At 70.4% G+C, this 20,615-nt stretch carries 17 protein-coding genes and 1 pseudogene; 14 read left to right on the top strand and 4 right to left on the bottom strand.

All coding sequences use genetic code 11. The features are described 5' to 3' along the window. Positions 1-141 (top strand): annotated as a pseudogene (locus tag AB0I52_RS31575) (electron transfer flavoprotein subunit alpha/FixB family protein); the annotation flags it as partial. Positions 142-268: 127 nt separating this feature from the next. Here the strand turns inward: AB0I52_RS31575 and AB0I52_RS31570 are convergent. Continuing rightward, positions 269-868: a TetR/AcrR family transcriptional regulator gene (locus AB0I52_RS31570; protein ID WP_362960437.1), complete on the bottom strand. Its 600-nt coding sequence runs from the start codon at positions 866-868 to the stop codon at positions 269-271. 113 nt (positions 869-981) lie between these two features. On the opposite strand from AB0I52_RS31570, the gene AB0I52_RS31565 reads away from it, so the two are divergent. Continuing rightward, entirely contained in the window at positions 982-1,803 is an 822-nt protein-coding gene (locus tag AB0I52_RS31565) for an SDR family NAD(P)-dependent oxidoreductase (RefSeq protein WP_363078408.1), read from the top strand. Positions 1,804-1,867: 64 nt separating this feature from the next. On the opposite strand, the gene AB0I52_RS31560 is transcribed toward AB0I52_RS31565, so the two are convergent. Both AB0I52_RS31560 and AB0I52_RS31555 read right to left on the bottom strand, forming a co-directional pair. Next, the gene (locus AB0I52_RS31560; protein WP_363078406.1) at positions 1,868-3,043 is read right to left on the bottom strand and encodes a macrolide family glycosyltransferase; all 1,176 of its coding nucleotides are present in this window, start codon (positions 3,041-3,043) and stop codon (positions 1,868-1,870) included. 238 nt (positions 3,044-3,281) lie between these two features. Next, on the bottom strand, positions 3,282-3,923 hold the full coding sequence (locus tag AB0I52_RS31555) for a CatB-related O-acetyltransferase (protein ID WP_363078404.1): 642 nt from the start codon (positions 3,921-3,923) through the stop codon (positions 3,282-3,284). Positions 3,924-4,210: 287 nt separating this feature from the next. Between AB0I52_RS31555 and AB0I52_RS31550 the strand changes: the two genes are divergently transcribed. Both AB0I52_RS31550 and AB0I52_RS31545 read left to right on the top strand, forming a co-directional pair. Beyond that, positions 4,211-4,657, top strand: a complete 447-nt coding sequence (locus tag AB0I52_RS31550) for an SRPBCC domain-containing protein (RefSeq protein ID WP_363078402.1) — start codon at positions 4,211-4,213, stop codon at positions 4,655-4,657. Next, positions 4,654-5,025 carry a metalloregulator ArsR/SmtB family transcription factor gene (locus AB0I52_RS31545; RefSeq protein WP_363078400.1) on the top strand — a complete coding sequence of 124 codons (372 nt, stop codon included), beginning with the start codon at positions 4,654-4,656 and terminating at the stop codon, positions 5,023-5,025. The genes AB0I52_RS31550 and AB0I52_RS31545 overlap by 4 nt, the downstream gene beginning before the upstream one ends. Positions 5,026-5,169: 144 nt before the next feature. Here the strand turns inward: AB0I52_RS31545 and AB0I52_RS31540 are convergent, their stop codons facing one another. Continuing rightward, entirely contained in the window at positions 5,170-6,489 is a 1,320-nt protein-coding gene (locus AB0I52_RS31540; RefSeq protein ID WP_363078417.1) for a lipase family protein, read from the bottom strand. 438 nt (positions 6,490-6,927) lie between these two features. On the opposite strand from AB0I52_RS31540, the gene AB0I52_RS31535 reads away from it, so the two are divergent. From AB0I52_RS31535 to AB0I52_RS31490, 10 genes are all read left to right on the top strand, one after another. Beyond that, on the top strand, positions 6,928-7,485 hold the full coding sequence (locus AB0I52_RS31535; RefSeq protein ID WP_363078398.1) for a toll/interleukin-1 receptor domain-containing protein: 558 nt from the start codon (positions 6,928-6,930) through the stop codon (positions 7,483-7,485). After that, positions 7,482-8,921, top strand: a complete 1,440-nt coding sequence (locus AB0I52_RS31530; protein WP_363078415.1) for a TIR domain-containing protein — start codon at positions 7,482-7,484, stop codon at positions 8,919-8,921. The genes AB0I52_RS31535 and AB0I52_RS31530 overlap by 4 nt, the downstream gene beginning before the upstream one ends. Next, positions 8,861-10,975 (top strand): SPFH domain-containing protein, encoded by a 2,115-nt coding sequence (locus AB0I52_RS31525; protein WP_363078413.1) that lies wholly within the window; start codon positions 8,861-8,863, stop codon positions 10,973-10,975. The genes AB0I52_RS31530 and AB0I52_RS31525 overlap by 61 nt, the downstream gene beginning before the upstream one ends. Positions 10,976-11,087: 112 nt before the next feature. Then, positions 11,088-11,903, top strand: coding sequence for an SAM-dependent methyltransferase (locus AB0I52_RS31520; RefSeq protein ID WP_363078396.1), 816 nt, complete (start codon positions 11,088-11,090; stop codon positions 11,901-11,903). Positions 11,904-12,601: 698 nt separating this feature from the next. Then, positions 12,602-15,088 carry a sensor histidine kinase gene (locus AB0I52_RS31515; protein WP_363078394.1) on the top strand — a complete coding sequence of 829 codons (2,487 nt, stop codon included), beginning with the start codon at positions 12,602-12,604 and terminating at the stop codon, positions 15,086-15,088. Then, positions 15,085-15,489: a roadblock/LC7 domain-containing protein gene (locus AB0I52_RS31510; protein WP_362960408.1), complete on the top strand. Its 405-nt coding sequence runs from the start codon at positions 15,085-15,087 to the stop codon at positions 15,487-15,489. The genes AB0I52_RS31515 and AB0I52_RS31510 overlap by 4 nt, the downstream gene beginning before the upstream one ends. 98 nt (positions 15,490-15,587) lie before the next feature. Continuing rightward, positions 15,588-16,790: an ABC transporter substrate-binding protein gene (locus AB0I52_RS31505; RefSeq protein ID WP_363078391.1), complete on the top strand. Its 1,203-nt coding sequence runs from the start codon at positions 15,588-15,590 to the stop codon at positions 16,788-16,790. A 1-nt stretch (position 16,791) separates the two neighbouring features. Beyond that, positions 16,792-18,891 carry an ABC transporter permease gene (locus AB0I52_RS31500; RefSeq protein WP_363078389.1) on the top strand — a complete coding sequence of 700 codons (2,100 nt, stop codon included), beginning with the start codon at positions 16,792-16,794 and terminating at the stop codon, positions 18,889-18,891. Next, positions 18,888-19,754: an ABC transporter ATP-binding protein gene (locus AB0I52_RS31495; protein WP_363078387.1), complete on the top strand. Its 867-nt coding sequence runs from the start codon at positions 18,888-18,890 to the stop codon at positions 19,752-19,754. Before AB0I52_RS31500 ends, AB0I52_RS31495 begins: the two co-directional genes overlap by 4 nt. Before the next feature lie 11 nt (positions 19,755-19,765). Further along, entirely contained in the window at positions 19,766-20,494 is a 729-nt protein-coding gene (locus AB0I52_RS31490; RefSeq protein ID WP_363078411.1) for an ABC transporter ATP-binding protein, read from the top strand. Positions 20,495-20,615 lie beyond the last annotated feature (121 nt).

Genomic DNA, 20,615 nt, shown 5'->3' with positions numbered 1-20,615 from the left:
ATGCAGACCTCGAAGACGATCGTCGCGATCAACAAGGACGCCGAGGCCCCGATCTTCGACCTCGTCGACTACGGCGTCGTCGGCGACCTCTTCAACGTCGTGCCCCAGCTCACCGACGAGATCACCACCCGCAAGGGCTGACCCGTCACCCGGCACAGGCACGACCCGCACGATCCAACGGCCCGGGGCCGCACGGTGAACACACCGCGCGGCCCCGCACCGTTTTCCCGGCGCACCCCGGGGCGGCGCCGCAGGACAGGAGCCCGGCTCAGGGCCCGAAAGCCCTGAGCGTGATGCCGACGAGCGCATCGGCGTACTCGGCGGTCAGCGGCCCCGAACGGTGCAACCAGCGCTGGAACAGCGGCGCGTAGAGCACTTCGAGGAGCAGATCGAGGTCGGCGTCGGCGGCCAGCTGGCCGGCCCGTTGCGCGCTGCGCAGTCGTTCCTTCTTGGCCTCGTCCACGGGCCGGGCCAGCTTCTCGCGGTACTGCGCGGCAAGATCGGGATCATTGCTGATCTCGCTGTTGAGCGCCCGGACCGGCTTCTCGAACTCCGGGTCGGCGAACTCGGCGACGGTCGCGCGCATGACCGTCCTGAGGTCGGCCTCGATGTCGCCGGTGTCCGGCAGCGCCGCGCCCTGCCCCTCGGTGCCCTCGCTGAGTGCCAGAAAGGCATCGAAGATCACCGCACCCTTGGAGGGCCACCAGCGATAGATCGTCTGCTTGCCGACGCCGGCCCGTGCGGCGATGGTCTCGATCGCCACCTTGCCGTACCCGACCTCGGACACCAGCGCACGCGTCGCCTCGAGGATCGCCTGCCGGGAACGTTCGCTGCGCCGGGAGCGATCCGGCTTTCTGACCTGGGGCATGGACTCAGGCTAGCACCACACGAGACGGACCGGTCCGTATTGACAAGACCATCGTCGCCGTGCAGAGTAAAGCGAACCGAGACGCACCGTCTCGCTTCGGAAGGTGGGATCGCATGACGACCGCGAGAGTCTGGTTCATCACCGGCGCTTCACGAGGCCTGGGCAGAGCGTTCACCGAGGCGGCCCTGGCCGCCGGGGACCGCGTCGTGGCCGCGGCCCGCAACACCGAACCCCTCGTGGCCCTGGCCGACGCGTACCCGGACGCACTCGTCCCGCTCCCGCTGGACGTCTCCGACCGCCGGGCCGTGTTCGAGGGCGTGGACCGCGCGGCCGCCGCCTTCGGTCGGCTCGACGTCGTGGTCAACAACGCCGGAGGGCTGCTCTACGGGATGGTGGAGGAAGCCTCGGAGGAACAGATCCGGGCGCATCTGGACGTCAACCTCTTCGGCGCGGTCTGGGTGGCCCAGGCCGTCCTGCCGCACCTGCGCGCGCAGGGCTCCGGCCGCATCCTTCAGGTCACCTCGATGGGCGCCGGCGGCGGCATGGCGTCCGTCGGCTTCTACGGTGCGGGCAAGGCCGCGCTCAGTTCGGTCAGCGAGGCGCTGGCGATGGAGGTCGAGCCGTTCGGCATCAAGGTCACCGTCGTGGAGATGGGCGGCTACGACACCGGCCTGTTCACCCAGGGCACCACGGCGACCGAGGCCCTCCCGCACTACGGTCCCCTGCGCGCCGAACTCGCCGAGATGTGGGGCGAGGAGGCCGGGCCGCCCCCGAGCACGGCCGCCCCCGTCATCATGGAACTGGCCGCACTGCCTGAACCGCCCCGGCGCCTCGTCGTCGGCGGCCGGTCCTACGACCAGGTCCAGGAACTGAACCGGGCCAGGGCCGGGCTCTACCAGGCATGGGAAGCACTCAGCCGCAAGGCCCCCGGCTGACCGGAGCGGTACGCGGGCCTCCCTCCCCGCGTCACCGCCCCCTCAGGGGTGGCCCTCGGAGGGGTCAGCCCAGCAGTTCCTCGACGAGGTCGGCGGCCCTCGCCGTGCCGCCCTCGGCCCGAGCCTCCGCGCGCAGCAGCGCCGAGCGACGAGCGACCGCCGGGTCGTCGACGAGCTCGGCGAGGGCGGTCCGCAGCGCCTGGGCCGTGGCGTCGTCGGTGTCGATGCGGCGGGCCACACCGAGCTCCACGAGCCGGTCGGCGTTCATGAACTGCTCCGCGCCCTGCGGGACGGCGATCATCGGGACCCCGGTGAACAGCCCTTCTGAGCTGCCGCCCATGCCCGCGTGGGTCACGAAGGCGTCGGCCTGCTCCAGGATCGCCAACTGGGGTACCCAGGAGTGCACTTCGACGTTGGACGGGATGACACCGAGCTCCCGCCGGTCGGTGCGCCTGCCGATCTGGAGCACCACGTGCCAGCCGGGCAGGTCGCCGTACGCGGCCAGGCACTGGCGGTAGAACTCGGGGCGGTCGGTGTACGCCGACCCCAGGGAAACCAGCAGGACGCGCTCCGCGTCGGCGGGACGGGTCCAGGCCGGCTCGCCGTCACGCCGGCCGAGGCACGGGCCGACGAACGTCACCGTGTCCGTGTCGACGTCCTCGCCGTGCGGCTGCATCGCCCGGGGGATCAGGGCGAGGGTGTTCGCGGGGCGGCCGCAGAAGACGTCCATGTCGGTGGTGGACGCACCGCACCCGGCGAGCCACCGGCCGAACCTCGCCCGGTACGCGTCGGCGCCCGGCAGGGTCCAGAGCTGCGCCGCCACGTCCTGTCCGTAGCTCTCCCAGCCCACGATGGTCGGGGACAGCTGCATGAGAGGACGGTTCTGCGACTCGGCCAGCACCCGCGCGGCGTACGCGCCGATGTCGTACAGGTAGAGGTCCGCGGGGTCGTCGTCGTAGACGGCCCGCAACTGCGGGAGAGCCTGGACACCCTCGTCGAGGAAAAGGCTCATCGCGGCGATGGGGTCGTCGGGCCAGTTGTTGTCGACGACCGGCAGCACGGAGCCGTACGGGACGAGCTCGGCACCGGTGGCCTCGATCCGCTCGGCCACCATCGGATCGTTGGCGTAGGTGACCCGGTGGCCGCGGGCCACCAGCTCACGGATGACCTCAAGGCTCGGCAGGACGTGGCTGACGGCGGGGATGCCGACCATCGTGATGTGTGCGCGGCGACGGGACATGGAGGATCACTCATTTCAGGTCTACGGCGGAAAGGACACGGCGGACCGGTGCGTCGGCCACCCCGGCGGAGGTGCCGGGTCGTGGGCGCGCACACGGACGTGCCGGACGAGGGCGGGGCGCTGCCCCGTCCGCGTCAGCCGTAGATCTGGAGGAAGTTCATGCCGGAGACCGTAGCCCGCGTCCGGGCCCCGCGCACCTGGATTTCGGTGCGCCGCCGTACGCCGCTCCGCGGCGGTGTCATACGGGCGGGGCCGCGGCTTCGAGCGCGTCGACGCTGCCCGACATGAGGGTCCGCACGTGCTCGGTGATGTGCTCCGCCGGCCAGTCCCACCAGGCCACCGCGAGAAGCCGGGCGATGTCCCGCTCGCTGTAGCGGGTGCGCAGGAGACGCGCCGGATTGCCGCCGACGATCCCGTAGTCGGGCACATCCTTGGTGACCACGGAGCCGCTGCCGATGATCGCGCCGTGTCCGATCCGCACCCCGGGCAGCACCGTGGCGCTGTGGCCGAACCAGACGTCGTGGCCGACGACGGTGTCTCCTCGGCCCGGGAGGCCGGTCAGCAGGTCGAAGTGGTTCGCCCATGACCCGCCCATGGTCGGGAACGGGAAGGTGGACGGACCGTCCATCCGGTGGTTGGCGCCGTTCATGATGAACCGCACCCCCGTGCCCAGCGCGCAGAACCTGCCGATGACCAGCTTCTCCGGGCCGTAGTGGTAGAGCACATTGCGCGTCTCGAACGCGGTGGGGTCGTCCGGGTCGTCGTAGTACGAGTACTCCCCCACCTCGATCAGCGGGGACTTCACCAGGGGTCTGAGCTGCACCACCCGCGGCTGGCCGGGCATCGGGTGGAGCACGGTCGGATCGGCCGGCACTGACATGCACGATTCCTTACGGGGGCGGGACGGGCGGGGGACCAGTCCCATGATCGTGCCGCCACCCCCGTCGCGACACCGGATTACCGGCGCGACGGCGAAGCCGCTCCCTCGCCGCACCCCACTCCGCTCCCACGCCACTCCCACTCCCCCCGCGCGATGTGCAACCCTCCAGTTGCTCCCGAACCAGTAACGTGCAACTCTGGAGTTGCACCAAATGGCAGCACCCACCGACCGGGACCACCGGCAGGGGCCGCTGACAGCATTCACAGACGAACTCAAGGAGTCATCCCATGAGCGAGGACCGGATCGAACGCGAAACCCTCATCGAGGCGTCCCTTGACCGGGTCTGGTCACTGGTGGCGCAACCCGGGTTCTGGGTGGCCGACAAGGCGAGCCTGCCCGGCACCGTGGCCAGGGAGGGCGAGTCACTGGTGGCCAAGAACTCCGAGCACGGCGATTTCCCGGTACGGGTGGAGAAGGTGGAGCCGCCGACGTATCTGGCATACCGCTGGACCAGCGCGTTCCCCGGCGAGGAACTGCGCGAGGACAACAGCACCCTGGTGGAGTTCACCTTGACCCCGGAGGGCCAGAAGACGCGGCTGCGCGTCGTCGAGAGCGGGTTCACGGCGCTGGCCGGGTCCGAGGAGCTGCGCAGCCAGAACCTCAAGGACCACACCGAGGGCTGGCCGATGGAGCTCGGCGCACTGAAGAAGCGCGCCGAACAGCCTTCCGCGTGACGGAGGAACACCCCGACGCCGCCGATGACGCCGACGCCACCGGGGCCGTCGACAGCGTCCTCGGCGCGCTGGCCGACCCGACGCGGCGCAGGCTGCTCGATCTGCTCGCGGCCCAGGGCGAGGCCACCGCGACGTCGCTCGCCGGACAGCTCCCCGTCTCACGTCAGGCGGTGGTCAAACACCTCACCGTGCTGGACGCCGCCGGACTGGTCTCCGGGGGCCGGGTCGGACGCGAGGTGCGGTACTCGGTGCGGCCCGCCGCACTGAACGCGACGGCCCGCTGGATGGCCGGACTGGCAGCCGACTGGGACCGGCGACTGGCGAACATCAAGAGCGTCGCGGAGGCGGCCGAGCGGGAATCGCGCTGACGACCCGCCCCGCAACAGCACCGCTCCCACCGGGCCGGCAGCCCGGTGGGAGCGGCTGCCCGATGTGGCTGCCCGGTGGGATCGGAAGGCCGGCGGGAGCGCAAGGCCGATCAACGCGCAGAGCCGATCAACGCCGCAGGCGGGTCAGGGCTGGAGCGGCATGGTCCAGCAGTTGGACGTGGCCGGCCGGCCCGCGAGGCGGTCGGTCAGCCACGAGATCGCGTCGCCCTGGTCGGTGATGAGCGGGACCACGTGGTTGGTGAGGAGTTTGTCGCCGAGGTTCGGCAGGATGATGGCGTCATAGGTGATGTTCGCGCCCTTGCCGCACCAGTCCACCGCCAGCCGGCGGGCCTGGGCGTGGGGAACGATGTCGTCCTGGACGCCGGTCGCCAGGCGCACCGGTCCCGCGGGCTTGAGGTTGCCGATGCGCTGCTCGTCGAGAGCGGCCTGCGCGCGGGGCTCGGCCGCGATGACGTCACCGATGGACTTGCCGCTGTTGGTCCACTTACTGCTCTTGGCGAAGCCGTAGCCGAGGATCGCGTCGCCGACGCACATGGTCGAGGCGTCCTTCAGCGCGGCCTTGCCCGCGGCGTTGATGTTGGCCTCGACGACGCTCCGGACGTCGGGGTCGGCCTGGGCGAAGCCGTTGATCGACCAGGCCAGCGCGCCGGCGAGGGCGCTGCCGTCTATGCCCTTCATGACCGCGGTCAGATCGGCGGGCGGCGCACCGGAGTACGTGCCGGCCAGTTCGACGTCGGGTGCGTAGGAGGGCTGTAGTTCGGCGGCTGCGGCACTGGCCCCGCCGCCCTGGCTGTATCCGTACAGCCCCGTGCGCGACTCGGCGGTGATGGACGCGCCGGGCACGGCGTGTGCGGCGCGGGCCGCGTCCAGCAGGGCGTGCCCCTCGTCGACGCGGTTGACGTAGGTGTGGAGCCGGTCGGTCGCGCCGAGTCCGACGTAGTCGGTGACGACGACCGCGGTACCGGTTGAGAGGAGGCGGTAGATCGCCAGGGCCTCGTAACCGACCGACAGCGTCTCACCGTTCAGGGTCAGCGGGTACTGAAGCGCCATCGAGGGCGCGCACTGGTCGCCCTGGCCCATCGTGCCCGCGGCCACCGCAACCAGCGGACGCGGCCCGCCGCCCTTCCAGGCGGCCGACGGCTCGATGTAGGCACCGGTCACCGCGGCCGGCTGCCCGTTGGAGTCGGTCGACCTGTACATCAGCCGGGTGGCCGTGCCGGGCATCGGACGCCCGTCCAGCCCCGGAATACCCAGCCCCAGAGGGAGCGGCTCCTGACGGATCAACGCACCATTGGTGGCAGGCAGCTCGGCGGGCGGATTGTAGAAGTCCGGGATGGTCACGCCCCGGGAAACCACGGGCTCCGCCCCGTCGACGGCAGTGGCGGGTACGGCGCAGGTGACCGCACAGGCCGCCGCGGTCACGGCGACGGCCAGCACGCGCACAGCGCCGGGACGTCGCGTACGACTGGGGAAAGTCGCCGGGTTCGCGGCATGGAAGGTGGAACGCAAACGGGTGCTCTTGCGGCTCACAGCTCACTCCTCGCTCTGCTCCGAATGCAGGTGAGCGCAAGCTAGCAGCGGAACTTACCGAAGGTAACCCATCAGTAAGTTACGCCTCGGTAACCATTCACCGGATGCCGATCCGGGTCCGGGCCCCGCCTCACGGATGAGCCCGACGAGGCGACCACCACCCCAATGACCCGCACTCACCCTCCACCGTCAACTCCGCGCAGGATGTCCACCCGGAAGAGTTACTTGCGCAAACACACACAGCCCCCGCCTGCCCCATGGGCCACCCAACGCCGCCTCTCGCTGGTCCAAATCAGGCCATGCACACTCGAACACCCCTGGATCGGCCGGCGTTGAAGTTAATCTGCATCCATGGTTCTTGAATGGTGGGAGTTGGCGATAGCAATCATCAGCGCGGTCGCCGCTGTCATTGCGACCGCCCTCGAAGTGCGTGAGCGGTTGAGCCGCAGACGCACCCCCGCCCCCTCCCCCGCCCCTCCCTCGCCGGAGCCGGATGGGCGCTACGACGTCTTCGTCTCCTACACCGAAGCGGACAGCGAGTCGGCGGAGCTGCTGGCCTCGCGGCTGCGCACCGAAGGGCTGCGAGTGTTTCTGGCCGCCTGGATCGGCCCGGGGCTGGTGGAGAGTCTGGAGAAGGAGGGGGCCCTGCTCGCCTCTGCCAACGGGGTCCTGCTCTTCAGCGGCGCGACCATGAACGACTCCGCGATCCGCGACGAGTACGCCGCACTGCTCCAGCGTGCCCATTCCGGCGGACAGCGGTTCATCCCGGTGCTGGTGGAGGACGTGGAGCTGCCGCCCTTCGCCCGTATCCGCCGGCCACTGGACCTTCGCAACCCCGGCACCCCCGAGTTCGACGAGCGCCTCGCCTCATTGGTGCGGGCCGTGCGGCCGCGGAGTGATGCCTCCTGATCGACGTCTTCATCTCCCACGCCCAGGAGGACGGCGCATGGGCGGGCGATCTCGCGGACAGGCTGTCCCGCAACGGCCTCAGGGTCTTCTTCGACGAGTGGGACGTGCTGCCCGGGGACGTGATCGTGCACCGGCTCGACACGGCGGTCCGTGAAGCCGCGTGCGCCATCGCCGTCATCAGCCCGGCTTCAGCCGCCTCGCCACGGGCACTTGAGGAGTACGCCGCCCTGGCCACCGCCGGAGCCGAGCGCGGCCTTCGCTTCATCCCGGTACTGATCGGCGAGGTCCGCCTCCCGCCCTTTGCCGCCAACCGGGTATGGCGGGACTTCCGGAGCCTCGGTGAGCGGGAGTACGACGAGAAGGTCGGGGAACTCGCCGCTGTCATCCGGAGCGAGGCGGCGCGGCCCGCCCCGGCCGGGTCCGGTGGACCGGCATGCGAGGAGAACATCGCGGCGGCACTGCCGTCGGCACCCCGCCCCCTCACCGAGCCGGACCAGCACGCGTTCGTGGTCTGCTACGCCTCGGCCGACGCGGCGTACGGCCGGGCGCTCGTCGAGCAGGTGAGAGCGGCCGGGATGACAGTCTGGTCGGTCGCCGATCTCCGCCCGGGAGACGCCCAGTTCTGGAAGATCCGGCAGCAACTGGCGTACGCGAGCGCCGTCGTCGTACTGATGTCGCCGCAGGCCCAGGACTCCGACGACATCACCCGCATGATCCTCGAAGCGATGCTGCACCAGCGCCCCCTGTTCCCTGTCCTGCTGGACGGGGAACGCAACTACCACCTGGCACACACCTGGTACGTCGACGCGCGGAACGGCCGGCTGCTGCGCCCGGACGAACTCGGCCTGCTCCGAGCGCTGGACGGCTCGGCGGGCGCCGTACTCCCGGGTGAGCCGCCCCCGGCGCTCCCGGCCCCGCTCGCACATCCTCCGGTGGGAACCGTGCGGGTGCCGGCCACGGTCTCGATCGATCGGATCAACTCCTGCTTGGCCGAAGGGGAGTTCGCGCACGCTGATCTCCAGACCACCGCCGTGCTGCTGGAGGCTGCGGACCGGCTCGACGAGGGATGGACGGGTGCGCGGGACGCTCGCCGGATCCCCGTCGAGGTGCTGGCCGGTATCGACGCGGTCTGGTCGGATCATTCGCACGGAAGGCAGGGCTTTCGCGCACAGGCGGCACTGTCCCGGGTACGCCGTGCACGGCACGCGGATTTCCTCGCGCTGTCGGTGGCCTGCGGATGGCGGGATTCCGTCGAGAGCAGCATTCCGCAGGGGTACCACGAGTTCACCGGATCGGCGGGCCACGGTCCGCGCCGGGGGTTCTATCCCACCCTGCGCAATCCGCAGAACGAGCGTTTTCTCGACTGGTACGACCAATGGGTGACCACGGTGCTGGCAACGCACACGCACGCCCTGAGCAAGGGGATCAACCGGTGAAGTTCATCGTATATCTGATCGCTGCTTCGGTCGCGATCCTGATCGACATCTATACCGACCGGGACGAAGCCTTCACACTGGTGAACTTCGTCGGCGTCGCCGTACTCGTGCAACATATTTCGAAACGGAAGCGCGAGCGCAAAGAACGCGGCGCACGGAAATGGAGAGACAATCCAGTGATGATGCCCCTTGCCACGGGATACCTGGCCATCGTCGTTGTTTCGGCCGGGCCGTTGACCGCCGTCGGAGCGGTCGCGATTCTGGCGGCGGCCGCTCTCATCGGCTGGCTCGGATACCGGAGCATTCCGTCGGACCGGGTCGGTGTCGTGCGCCGACGGTACGGGCGCACCCATCCGGAGTTCCGCAACATCACGCCGTACAGCACCCGGGGAGTACGGGCACAAACCCTTTTGCCGGGCCGCTCCAACTGGGTGCTCCCCGCCCTGAACGAGGTCCGTTTCCTGCCCCGCACACAGGTGGCGGAGGGCAGGATCGGCCTGGTCACGGCCAAGGAGGGAAGGATCCGGCCGGCGGACCGGTCCCTGGGGCTGTCCGTCGTGTGCGACAACTTCCAGGACGGCCGGGCCTTCCTGCTGAACGGGGGTGAACAGGGCAGGCAGGCCGATACGCTGGCCCCTGGCCAGTCGTACTACATCAATACGGATCTGTTCGAGGTCGAGCAGGTCGAGCGTGTCTACGTTCCGCCCGGCACGATCGGACTGGTGAACGCGAAGGCGGGCCGGATCCGGCCGCCGGAGCGCATCTTCGGACCCCATGTGGAATGCGAGGACTTCCAGAACGGCGGCCGCTTCCTCGCCGGTGGCGGTGAGCAGGGCAGGCAAATGGCCATCCTCCAGGGCGGGGCGTATTACAGCATCAACCCGGTGTTGTTCGACGTGATCACCGTCGAGACCGTCGAGAAGGCGAGCGGGGGTGAGCTCTCCGCGGAGCATCTTCAGGAGATCTCCATTCCGGTCGGCTATACCGGCGTGGTGATCACCCTCGACGGTGCGGCCCCGGAGTCACCCGATCAACTCGGTCCGCGCGTGGACGGTCATCAGGGTTTCCGGCTGCCGTGGGTGTTCCTGCGGAACGGCGGGCACCGGGGCGTGCAGGAGGAAACCCTGGGAGAGGGCACCGTCAGTGCCCTCAATCCCTATTTCGTTCGCGTCGTGCTGATCCCGACCCGTCTCCTCATCCTGGAATGGAACGACAAGTCCCCGGAGAAATCACGGAACTACGACGCGCATCTGAATCGGATCGCGGTCACCGTCCAGGGTCACCGGCTGTTCGTGGACATGAGCCAGACCCTGCAGATTCCGCAGCAGTCCGCTCCCGGGCTGGTCAGCAGGAACGGCGGCGGCCGGGCATCGGGCGTCGGCGGACTGGACCGGGACCCGCTTCCGGTCCAGCGCTTCGTCGAGCGGGTGCTGGGTGCCATCGTCGTCTCGTACTTCAACGAGATCGCCGCCGCGGCCACGGTCAAGGAATTCCTCGAAACGTACGCCGAGACCCGCACCAACCTCACCTCGCGCGTACGCAGCGCGCTTCAGGGGTGGGGTGTGGAGGCCCGGATCACCACCCTGGGCGAATTCGAGGCCCAGGACCCATCACTCAACGAGGCCATGAAGAGGCCGGCCCATGAGCAGATGCGCGGTGAACTCCTCGACGTGGCGCTGGAGAACGCGGAACGGGAGGACGCGATCGACGCGGTACGCGTACGGGGCGAGAGCCGGCGCGCGGCCGTGGAGCTCAAGGCCCGCATCGAGCTGCTCGGGCTGAACAACGTGGTGGTGCTCGAAATGCTCGAACAGATCACGAAGGCACCCGTACCGCAGTTCATCGGTGGCGGCGATCTCTCCGCCTACCTCGAAACACAGCCGATGGCGAGGCTGGGAGAGTTGCTGGACCGGATGAAGAAGCTGCAGGCGGACAGCTCGACCGAAGAGGCGGTGGCGCCCTCGCTGCCCGAGGCAGCCGCCACAGCCGTACCGGCACAACAGGACGCCACGGCCGTTCCGGCACAGCAGAACGTCACAACCGAACAGGCGTAGCAGGAAGCAGGAAGCAAACACCGGAGGCGGTTGCGCGGACTCCGGGGAGCGCAAGTTCCCTATTCTGGGGGCGAGCTGATCGCCCGATGCCTCACGCACCCTGGAGTTCACCATGTCCCGACCGGCGAACGACGCCACCTCCCTGCACATCGACACCAGCAAGCCGCATCCCGCACGGATGTACGACTGGTTCCTCGGCGGCAAGGACAACTACCCGGTGGACGAGGCGATGGGCCGGCAGATGCTCGCACTCGAACCGGGCATTCCGGTGATGGCGAAGGTGAACCGGGCCTTTATGCACCGCGCCACCCGCTGGCTGTCGGGCCAGGGCGTTCGGCAGTTCCTCGACATCGGGACGGGGATACCCACCGAGCCCAACCTCCACCAGGTGGCCCAGCGGTCCGTACCCGCCACGCGGGTCGTCTACTGCGACAACGACCCGATCGTGCTGGCCCACGCCGAGGCTCTGCTGAACGGCAGCCCGGAAGGTGCGATCGACTACGTGCAGGCCGACGCCCGCGATGTGGACGCCATCCTCGAACACGCCGGCAGGACACTGGACTTCAGCGAGCCGGTCGCGCTCTCCATGATTGCGCTTCTGCATTTCGTGAGCGACGAGGACGGCGCCTACGAGCTGATGAGCAGGCTGACCGGCGTGCTGGCGCCGGGCAGTCATGTGGTGATCTCACACCTCACCGCCGACTTCCATCCGGAGAAGGCCCAGAAGGTCGACGAGATGTACAGGGCCAACACGCTCACGCTGGCGCCGCGCAACCGCGCCCAGTTCGCCGCGTTCTTCGACGGACTGGAGATCGTCGAGCCCGGCATCGTGGCCGCCGAGGCATGGCACCCCGAGCTCGGCGAACCGGTTCCCGGCCAGGAGGACATCATCAGCGCGGGGTACGTGGCGGTGGGCCGCAAACCGTAAGGCCCGCCGGCATCACCGGCCGCCGCTCCCCACCGTAGGGGGAGCGGCGGCCGCCCCGACAGGCTGCGGCCGCCGGGCTGCCCCCAGGGCATATACCAGCCGAACAGGGGCAGTTCAGGCGTGGCGCGGCAATGTGTGCGATTCGCACGGTGATCTGTCGCATCATCACCACTCCTTCACCGCACGGCACTTGACGTTCACCGACCCCCCGTGCAACCACCCGGCGGACGAGGGCCCGTCCGGAACGGTCGCCATCGCTAATCGGATCTAACCTTTCCGCAACGGCCACCCAGCAACCGACGATTCGTCAACGCAGGGTAAAGCGGGGCACACGGGTCTTCCACATGGGTGACTGAGAGCTCGCCAGAAGGGGCGTGAGCAGCCGTTTAGAGGGATTCCGCCGAGGCGTACCAGCGATTCCGCTTACCCTTGTGGAGTTCACCGTCCGGCCTTTTTTGACCGAGCGGGATCGCTTCCGCGCCGCTAGATGAGCGCAAACTTTCGACGATGCAGGCATCGGTAGTTAGGTGCTACGGCATAGGATCAGGCCGCGTCACTGGAGCCCCGCCCGCCCCGCTTGTCCCATCTGCAACTGTGCACACGATGCACCAGCGTCCCTACCGTTACCCCCACACCCCGTTAACAGGTATCTGCGTGTCACCGATACTCAGCACCGGTTCCGGCGATGGAGCCGCGCAGTGAAAATCAATCGTCGTCTCGTCCTGCTCGTCACCGCACCGCTCACCGTTGCGGTCACCTTCTCGGTTCTGGCACTCGCGCCCGCGACCAATCAGGCGCTCCAGGCCGACCGGCTGACGGAGATGGTCGATGTCGCCGCAGCCGCCGGTGACTTGACACACCAGCTACAGCGTGAGCGAGCAGCCGCCACCGCATCGGTCTCCAAACAGGGATCCTCGGACGCGTTCCAGACGAGTTCCAGCGCGACCGACAAGAGCATCACCACCTTCAACAGCAAGATCGGCCAACTGTCCGAAGTCCCCGGCAGCGCACAGGCCGCGCTGGACCGCATCAAACGCTTCATGGACGAACTGCCCGCCCTGCGCGCCCAGGTGCGCTCGGGCAGCAGCACCATCTCCGCGCTCGCCTTCGGCTACCGGATCGTCATCGCCGACCTCAACGGCTACCGCGACGGCATCGCACAGGCCGACGGTGTCGACGCGGACATCGCGGACCGGATCCGCGCCGCCGCCGCCCTGTCCGAGGCCGCCGAGCACACGGCTCAGCAGCAGGTCACGGTGATGAGGGCGCAGGCCGCCGGCGGCTTCACGGTCGCCTCGCAGCGAACGTTCGACGCCAGCCGGCTGGGCTACACGGAGTCGACCGGTGCCATGTTCGGCCTCGGCCCCGGCGAGTGGCGGACCTGGCTGGAGCGCACCCTCTCCGGCCCGAAGGCGCTGGAGGCCCGACGGCTCGAGGACCAGATCGGGCGCACCGGCACCAGCAAGGGCATCGATGTCACCCCGCAGGCGTGGCAGAAGGCCTCCGGTGACCGTCAGACCCTGCTGCGCTCGGTGGAGAAGAGGATCGACGCGTCCGTCTACGCGACGGTCTCCAAGGAGCGCACCAAGCTCATATGGACCGCCGGCGCCGAGGTCACCCTGGTGCTGCTGACCCTGGTGGGCGTCGTCATCGTCGCCGTCCGCCTGGGACGCGTCATGATCCGGCGGCTGCGCGATCTGCGCAATGCCGCGCACGAGGTCGCCCACACCGGACTCCCCGCCGTGATGAGCGAGCTGTCCCGGCCGGGCGCGCTGAGCGGCTCGACACCCGAGCAGGTCGCGGAGCGGTCGGGCAACCCGGTCCGCACCACGGGCGGGGACGAGATCGGCGAGGTCGGCGAGGCGTTCAACGCCGTCCATCACGAAGCCGTCCGACTTGCCGCCCAACAGGCCCGGGTTCACGAACAGTTCGCAGAGACGCTGGTCCGTGTCGCCCGCAGGGGCGCGCAGTTGACCAGCGTCATGGTGTCGGAGCTCGACACCGTGCAGCGCGACGAGGCCGACCCCGAGCGCATGCAGACGCTCTTCGCCCTCGACCACCTCGCCATCCGCATGGAACGCAATACCAACAACCTTCTGGTGCTGGGTGGTTACGGCAACGCCCGGGTTCGTTCGGCCGACATCGGCTGCTCCACCGTCATCGTGGCGGCGGCCCAGCAGATCGAGCGGTTCGACCGCGTCTCCCTCGGCGTGATCGAGTCGGGAATCGGCATCGCCGCCCGTGCCGTTCACGACGTGGCGCACATCCTGGCGGAACTCCTCGACAACGCGACCCGGTTCTCCCCTCCCGACCTACAGGTCGGGGTCGCCGTATGGCGGCTGTGGGACCGGGCCGTGGTGCAGATCGTCGACGAGGGAGTGGGGATCACCGCCGAACGCCGTGCCCTCCACAATGCCGCGCTGCGCGAGCCGCAGGCGGGCATCGGGGACGTACGGTCCATGGGTCTGCACGTGGTGGCACGGCTCTCGGCGCGTCACGGCATCGTTGTCGAACTGCGCGACTCCTCCGGGCCCGGCACCATCGCCGAGGTCACCCTGCCCGCCAACGTGCTGTCCGAGATCCCGCAGGAAGCCCTGCCGGCGCAGGGCACGCCCGGCGAGGACCGCGGCGACAGCCGCGGCGACGGCGTCCGCTACGAGGCACCCCGTCCGATCACCGCACACGGACAGCCAGGCCGCCGGCAGCCGGGCAACGTGGGCGGGCGGCCGGCCCGCCCCGTCGGCGCGGGTATCGGCGTCCGGGCGGGCGGTGCTCCCGCAGCCGCGGCGGAGTCCCCTCACCCGGGCAACGGGGGTGCCGCGTCCGGCGGCACCGACGGGCGCGGCGGCCCCTACGGCGCCGGTTCCGACACCGACGCGCGCGAGCGCGCCACCACCGCGGCCCCGCATCCCGTGCACGACGAACCCGTCTCGCGCATCGCCGGAGTGAGCTCCTCCGGTCTGCCCCTGCGGCAGCGCAACACGCCCCAGCAGTGGCCCACCCTGGGCAAACGGGGCGGCACCGATCAGCGGTCCGGCGCCGCCGCACCGCGGCCGTCGCCCCGCCGCCGGGACTCCCGGCAGGTCTCCGACGTCCTCGCGGCCTACGCCCAGGGCATCAACCGGAGCACGAACCCCCGCGGGCGTTCCGCCACCGACGACGACACCGAACGGACCAAGAAATGACCTCACCCACCGACCTGAGCTGGATCCTGAGCGACTTCGCCGGACGCATTCCGGAAGTCACCCAGGCGATAGCCGTGTCCGTGGACGGACTCGCGCTGGCCTACACCGGTGTGGAGCGTGACGACGCCGACCGGCTGGCGGCCATCGCCTCCGGCGTCGTCAACCTGCTCTCCGCCGCGGCGCAGTTGACGAACACCGACCCCGTCGAGCACAGCCTCACCGCGATGGAGGGCGGCTATATGTTCTCGATGGCCGTCTCCAGCGGCGCCTCGCTCCTGGTGACCACCACCAGGGACGCGGACATCGGCGAGGTCAGCTACATGATGTCCGAACTGATCAACCAGGTCGGTGACTCGCTGTCTCCTCACGTCCGCACCCCGAGCCACTCGCCCACTCGCTGACCCCCCGCGGTTCCCCCACCGCCGCACCCGGCCCGTCCGCCGCCCCGCTCGGCGGCCGCGTCAGCCCGTTCTGCCCCCTCCTCCCGATAAGAGCCCTCATGTTTTTCGACATATCCCTTGCACGTCACCGCAGATTCCGGCCGCTGACGGCAGCCGCCCTCGCCCTCGGTCTGGCAGCCGCCAGCGGGTGCAGCAGCGACAGCGGCGCCAGTGACACCACCGTGAAGGTCGGGCTGGTGGCCTCCCTGTCCGGCACCTACAAGCCGGTCGGCACGGACCTGCGAGCCGGCTTCGAGCTGTATCTGAAGACGCACGGCAACAAGCTGGGCGGGCGCAAGGTCGAGCTCATCGTGGCGGACGAGGGCGACGGTCCCCCGACCGCCGTCCCCGCCGCCACCAAGCTGGTCAAGAAGGACAAGGTCGACGTGCTGACGGGCCTCGTCAGCGGTGGCTCGGTCGCCGCGGTGATGCCGCTGGTCAACCAGGCCAAGATCCCGTTCCTGGGGTCGAACGCCCGGCCGCCCGTCAAGGACCTCGAATACGTGTGGACGACGAGCTTCATGTCCGACGAGCCCGGCAAGGCCATCGCCCCGTACGTCAAGGAGAAGGTGAACGGACCGGTCTACGCGATCGGCCCGGACTACCAGGGCGGGTACGACGAACTGCGCGGCTTCACCGATGAGTTCAAGCGGATCAAGGGCAAGCTCGCCAACCCGAACGGCAAGACCACCTGGACGCCGTTCCCGCAGACCACCAACTTCATGCCGTACTTCGCCGACATCGCCAAGACGGACGCCAAGGCGGTGTACTGCTTCTACGCCGGCAAGGCCGCGATCGACTTCGCCAAGCAGTACGCGCAGTCCGACGTCGCCGATCTGCCGCTGTACACGGCCTTCGTCACCGAGGGCAGTGTGCTGCAGGCCCAGGGCAACGCGGCGAAGGACATCTACTCGGTCCTGAACTACGCGCCCGACCTCGACAACGCTGCCAACCGCAAGTTCGCCGCCGACTGGACGGCCGAGTACGACACGCAGCCGACCACGTACGCGATGTCGTCCTACGACGCGGCCGGCGTACTCGACAAGGCGATCGCCGACGCCGCGAAGGACGGTGACGTCACGTCGAAGACCATCAACAAGGCCATCGCCGGCCTGGGTCAGATCGACAGTCCGCGCGGCGCCTGGGAGTTCGGCGAGAAGGCGCACTCGCCGGTGCAGACCTGGTACCTGCGTCAGGTGCGGCCGGACGGCAACCAGCTCGCCAACGTCATGGTCCAGGACCTGGCGACACTCGGCGGCTGACATGGAGCTTCTTGATGCCCACCTCATGCCGGCGGTGGACGGGGTGGCCTACGGGCTGCTGCTGTTCGTGGTCGCCGCCGGTCTGAGCCTCGCGTTCGGCACCGCCGGCGTGCTGAACCTCTCGCACGGCACGCTGTACGCGATCGGCGCCTACACGGGCGCCGAGCTGAGTGACGGAACCTGGGGCGGCCTCGTCCTCGGGCTGGCCGCCGGAACCGCGGCTGCGGCCCTCGCCGGGGCGGGGCTGTCCGCCGCGACGGTTCCGCTCGCCCGGCGTGGGCATCTCGCTCAGGCACTGCTGACCTTCGGCATCGCCCTGGTCGGCGGTGATCTGCTCATCCAGTTCTTCGGGGCGGACGAGCTCCCGGTACGCGTCCCCCAGGTGCTCGACACCTCCGTGAGGCTGCTGGGCCACCGCTATCCCGCCTACCGGCTCTGCTTCATCGTGATGGCCGTGCTGCTGGCGGTGTCCGGTACGTGGGTGCTGACCCGGACCCGCGTGGGGGCGGCGGTACGGGCCTCCGCCGACGACCCGCAGATGCTCGCGGCCACCGGCCACAGCCCCCGGGCGGTGCACACCGGCGTCCTCGCGGCGGCGGGGGCGCTGGCCGGTGCCGCGGGCGTGCTCGGGGCGCCGATCATCGGCCCCGGGCCCGGCACGTCCGAGAACGTGCTCATGCTCTCCCTCGTGGTGGTCGTCCTCGGCGGGCTGCGCTCGCTGTGGGCGACGTTCTTCGCGGCGATCGCCGTGGGCGAGGTCCAGACGCTCGGCGTCTCGGTGCTGCCCGAACTGGCGCCGTACCTGCTCTTCGCCGCGATGGCGGCGGTGCTGGTGTTCCGCTCCCGCTTCGCGGAACCGGCGACGGTGCACGGCCCGCAGGACCCGGACCCGGTGGCCCGGCTCCGCCGCCACCTCGCCGCACGGCTGGGGGCGCGCCGGGCCGCGGCGACGACCGGTCCCGCGGAGGAGGCAGCCGGCGGTATGGGGAGCGGTACGGGCGACGCGAGATCCCCGGGCGGTCCCGGCGGTCCCAGGGGGTACGGCGGGACCGGCAGGCTCGGCGGGTTCGTGCGCGGGGCCGCGTGGCGGCAGGCCGCGCCGCTGCTCGTCCTTCTCGTCCTGCTGATCGCGCTGCCGGGGATGCTCGACTCGTACAGCATCTCGCTGGCCGGCTCCGCCCTGGCTCTGGGGCTCCTCGCGGTCAGTGTCACCATCCTCACCGGCTACGCCGGACTGCCCACACTCGGGCAGACCGCGCCGTTCGCCGTGGGCGCGTACGCCACCGCGAATCTCGCGGACGCCGGGTGGACGGTCGGACCGGTCCAGATCGTGCTGTCGGCACTCGCCGCAGCCGTGTTCTCGGCGGTGACGGGGCCCGCCGTGATCCGGGCGCGCGGCACCACCGTGCTGATGATCACGCTCGCCGTCGGTGAGCTGACCAGCGCGGTCATCAACCAGGTCAAGTCCGTCACCGGTGGCGCCGACGGTCTGGTCGGCTTCCCGTCCACCCAGGCGCTGTGGGGCGGTGAGGGGATGACCGAGGAGAGCGACCTCTACAACTACGCGCTCGTCGTCGCCGTCGTCGCCGTCGCCGTCACCCTGCTGGTGCTGCGCTCCCCGGCCGGAAAGCTGCTGACCGGTACCAGGGGCGCCGAGGCGCGCATGCGCGCCTCGGGGCACCCCGTGGGGCGCTATCTGCTGGTGGCCCACGTCTGCGCCGGTGCACTGGCCGGCGTCGGCGGCTCGCTGATGGTCAGCGTCCAGCAGTACCTCTCCCCCGCCGACGTCGGCTTCGAGATCGCCGCGTTCGCACTGCTGGCGGTCGTCATCGGCGGCACGACGTCCGTGATCGGCGCTCTGCTGGGTGCCGGACTCATCGTATTCACCCGGGACTGGGTCGCCGGTTCATGGCCCGGTCACGGGCCACTGCTGCTGGGGACGCTGTTCATCGCCGCCGTGTACCTGCTGCCCCGAGGTCTGGCCGGCCTGCTCGGCGGACCCGGCCGGAGCGGGCGTGCGCCGGACGGACGCCGGACGGACGGCGCCCCGTCCACACCCACACCGTCCACACCCTCCACCGCCGGGAAGGTCTCCCCATGACGCCCGCGAAGACCGCCGCACCACCGTCCCCGGTGCTGGATCTCGCCCATCTCACCCGCAGCTACGGCAGCCTCACCGCCGTCGACGACGTGAGTCTGTGTCTCCCCGCGGGCGCCCGGCACGCCGTCATCGGACCCAACGGCGCCGGCAAGACCACGCTGCTCAACCTCATCGCGGGTACGGACCGGGCCGACCACGGCACCATCGCCCTGAACGGCACGGACATCACCCGGACGGCCACCGCCCGACGCAGCCGTCTCGGCATCGCCCGCAGCTTCCAGCAGCCGGCGGTGATCTCCGAACTGACGGTGCTGGACAACGTCGTACTGGCCGGCTGGCCGCACCACCCGAAGCGGCGCGGAGCCTGGCGCAGCCCGTCCCGCTACCGGCTGCACACCGAGTCCGCGGGCCGTCATCTGGAGACCGTCGGCCTCGCGGACCTCGCCCACCGGCCTGCCTCCACCCTGTCCCACGGGCAGCGCCGCATGCTCGACCTCGCCGCCGCGCTGGCGGGCGACCCGCGGCTGCTGCTCCTGGACGAGCCGGCGGCGGGCCTGACCGACGGTGACATCGGCCGGCTGCTCGGCATCCTGGGCGGTCTGCCGGACAGCGTCGCGATCATCCTGGTCGAGCACCATGTCGAGGTCGTCGCCCAACTCGCCACATCGGTCACCGTGCTGGCGGCCGGGCGGGTCCTGGTCACGGGGCCGACGCGGGAGGCGCTCGCCCACCCGGAGGTCCGCGACGCCTACCACAACACGGGCACGACGCCGGACCGCGCACGGGACGACGACGCGGACAGCGTGGCCGCGGAGCCCGCCACGCGCGCCGCCGGCCCGTCCACCACCGACGCGAGAGGATGACCCGGCCCACGATGCTGGAACTCACCGGCCTGACCGCGGGCTACCACGGCGGCACCGTCCTGCACGGTGTCGACCTGTCGGTGCCCGCCGGCACGGTCCACGCCGTCGTCGGCCACAACGGCGCGGGCAAGACCACCCTCGTCCACACCGTCGCCGGACTGATGCGTCCCGGGGCGGGCACCGTCCGGCTCGACGGCCGGGACGTGACGGGCCGGCCCGCACACCGGATCGCCCGCGCCGGGATCGGCCTCGTTCCGCAGGGCCGCCGGGTCTTCGCCGGCCTCACCGTCGCCGAGCACCTGCGGCTGTCCTACCGTCCGCCGCGCCGGGGCGACACCGCGCGCCCGAGCGTGTGGACGCCCGCGCGGGTCCTGGAGCTGCTGCCCCGGCTGGGCGAGCGGCGGGGCAACCGGGGATCGGATCTGTCCGGCGGCGAGCAGCAGATGCTGGCCCTGGCCCGCGCGCTGCTCGGCTCACCGAGCGTGCTGCTGCTCGACGAGCCGACCGAGGGCCTCGCGCCCGCCCTGGTCCGTCAGGTGCACGAGCTGGTCACCACGCTGGCCGACGAGGGCATCGCCGTACTGCTGGTGTCGCCCAGCCCGGCCCAGGCCGCCGAGTGCGCCCATACGCTCACGGTCCTCACCTCGGGACGGACCACGCTTCGGCTGGACGGCGCGGACGCCCGCGCCGATTCCGGCGCCCTGCACGCCGCGCTCGAACTCGCGCCGTCGGCCCCCTGAGGGCCGACCCGGGCGTGCACGGGGGCGGTGACCGGCATCCGGTCACCGCCCCCGTGCACGCTCCGGCCTAGGGCCTGTATTGGGTTGTCACGCGGAAGAAGGAGCGGGGCTGGGTGCGTGC

Source organism: Streptomyces sp. NPDC050423, assembly GCF_040655445.1.
GTDB lineage: Bacteria > Actinomycetota > Actinomycetes > Streptomycetales > Streptomycetaceae > Streptomyces.
This window is presented reverse-complemented; position numbering and strand designations above follow the sequence as displayed.

Bases quoted from the DNA above. Each gene is read 5' to 3' on its own strand.
- AB0I52_RS31570 (WP_362960437.1), bottom strand. From the start codon at position 868: ATGCCCCAGGTCAGAAAGCCGGATCGCTCCCGGCGCAGCGAACGTTCC.
- AB0I52_RS31565 (WP_363078408.1), top strand. From the start codon at position 982: ATGACGACCGCGAGAGTCTGGTTCATCACCGGCGCTTCACGAGGCCTG.
- AB0I52_RS31560 (WP_363078406.1), bottom strand. From the start codon at position 3,043: ATGTCCCGTCGCCGCGCACACATCACGATGGTCGGCATCCCCGCCGTC.
- AB0I52_RS31555 (WP_363078404.1), bottom strand. From the start codon at position 3,923: ATGTCAGTGCCGGCCGATCCGACCGTGCTCCACCCGATGCCCGGCCAG.
- AB0I52_RS31550 (WP_363078402.1), top strand. From the start codon at position 4,211: ATGAGCGAGGACCGGATCGAACGCGAAACCCTCATCGAGGCGTCCCTT.
- AB0I52_RS31535 (WP_363078398.1), top strand. From the start codon at position 6,928: ATGGTTCTTGAATGGTGGGAGTTGGCGATAGCAATCATCAGCGCGGTC.
- AB0I52_RS31525 (WP_363078413.1), top strand. From the start codon at position 8,861: ATGGGTGACCACGGTGCTGGCAACGCACACGCACGCCCTGAGCAAGGG.
- AB0I52_RS31520 (WP_363078396.1), top strand. From the start codon at position 11,088: ATGTCCCGACCGGCGAACGACGCCACCTCCCTGCACATCGACACCAGC.
- AB0I52_RS31510 (WP_362960408.1), top strand. From the start codon at position 15,085: ATGACCTCACCCACCGACCTGAGCTGGATCCTGAGCGACTTCGCCGGA.
- AB0I52_RS31505 (WP_363078391.1), top strand. From the start codon at position 15,588: ATGTTTTTCGACATATCCCTTGCACGTCACCGCAGATTCCGGCCGCTG.
- AB0I52_RS31500 (WP_363078389.1), top strand. From the start codon at position 16,792: ATGGAGCTTCTTGATGCCCACCTCATGCCGGCGGTGGACGGGGTGGCC.
- AB0I52_RS31495 (WP_363078387.1), top strand. From the start codon at position 18,888: ATGACGCCCGCGAAGACCGCCGCACCACCGTCCCCGGTGCTGGATCTC.
- AB0I52_RS31490 (WP_363078411.1), top strand. From the start codon at position 19,766: ATGCTGGAACTCACCGGCCTGACCGCGGGCTACCACGGCGGCACCGTC.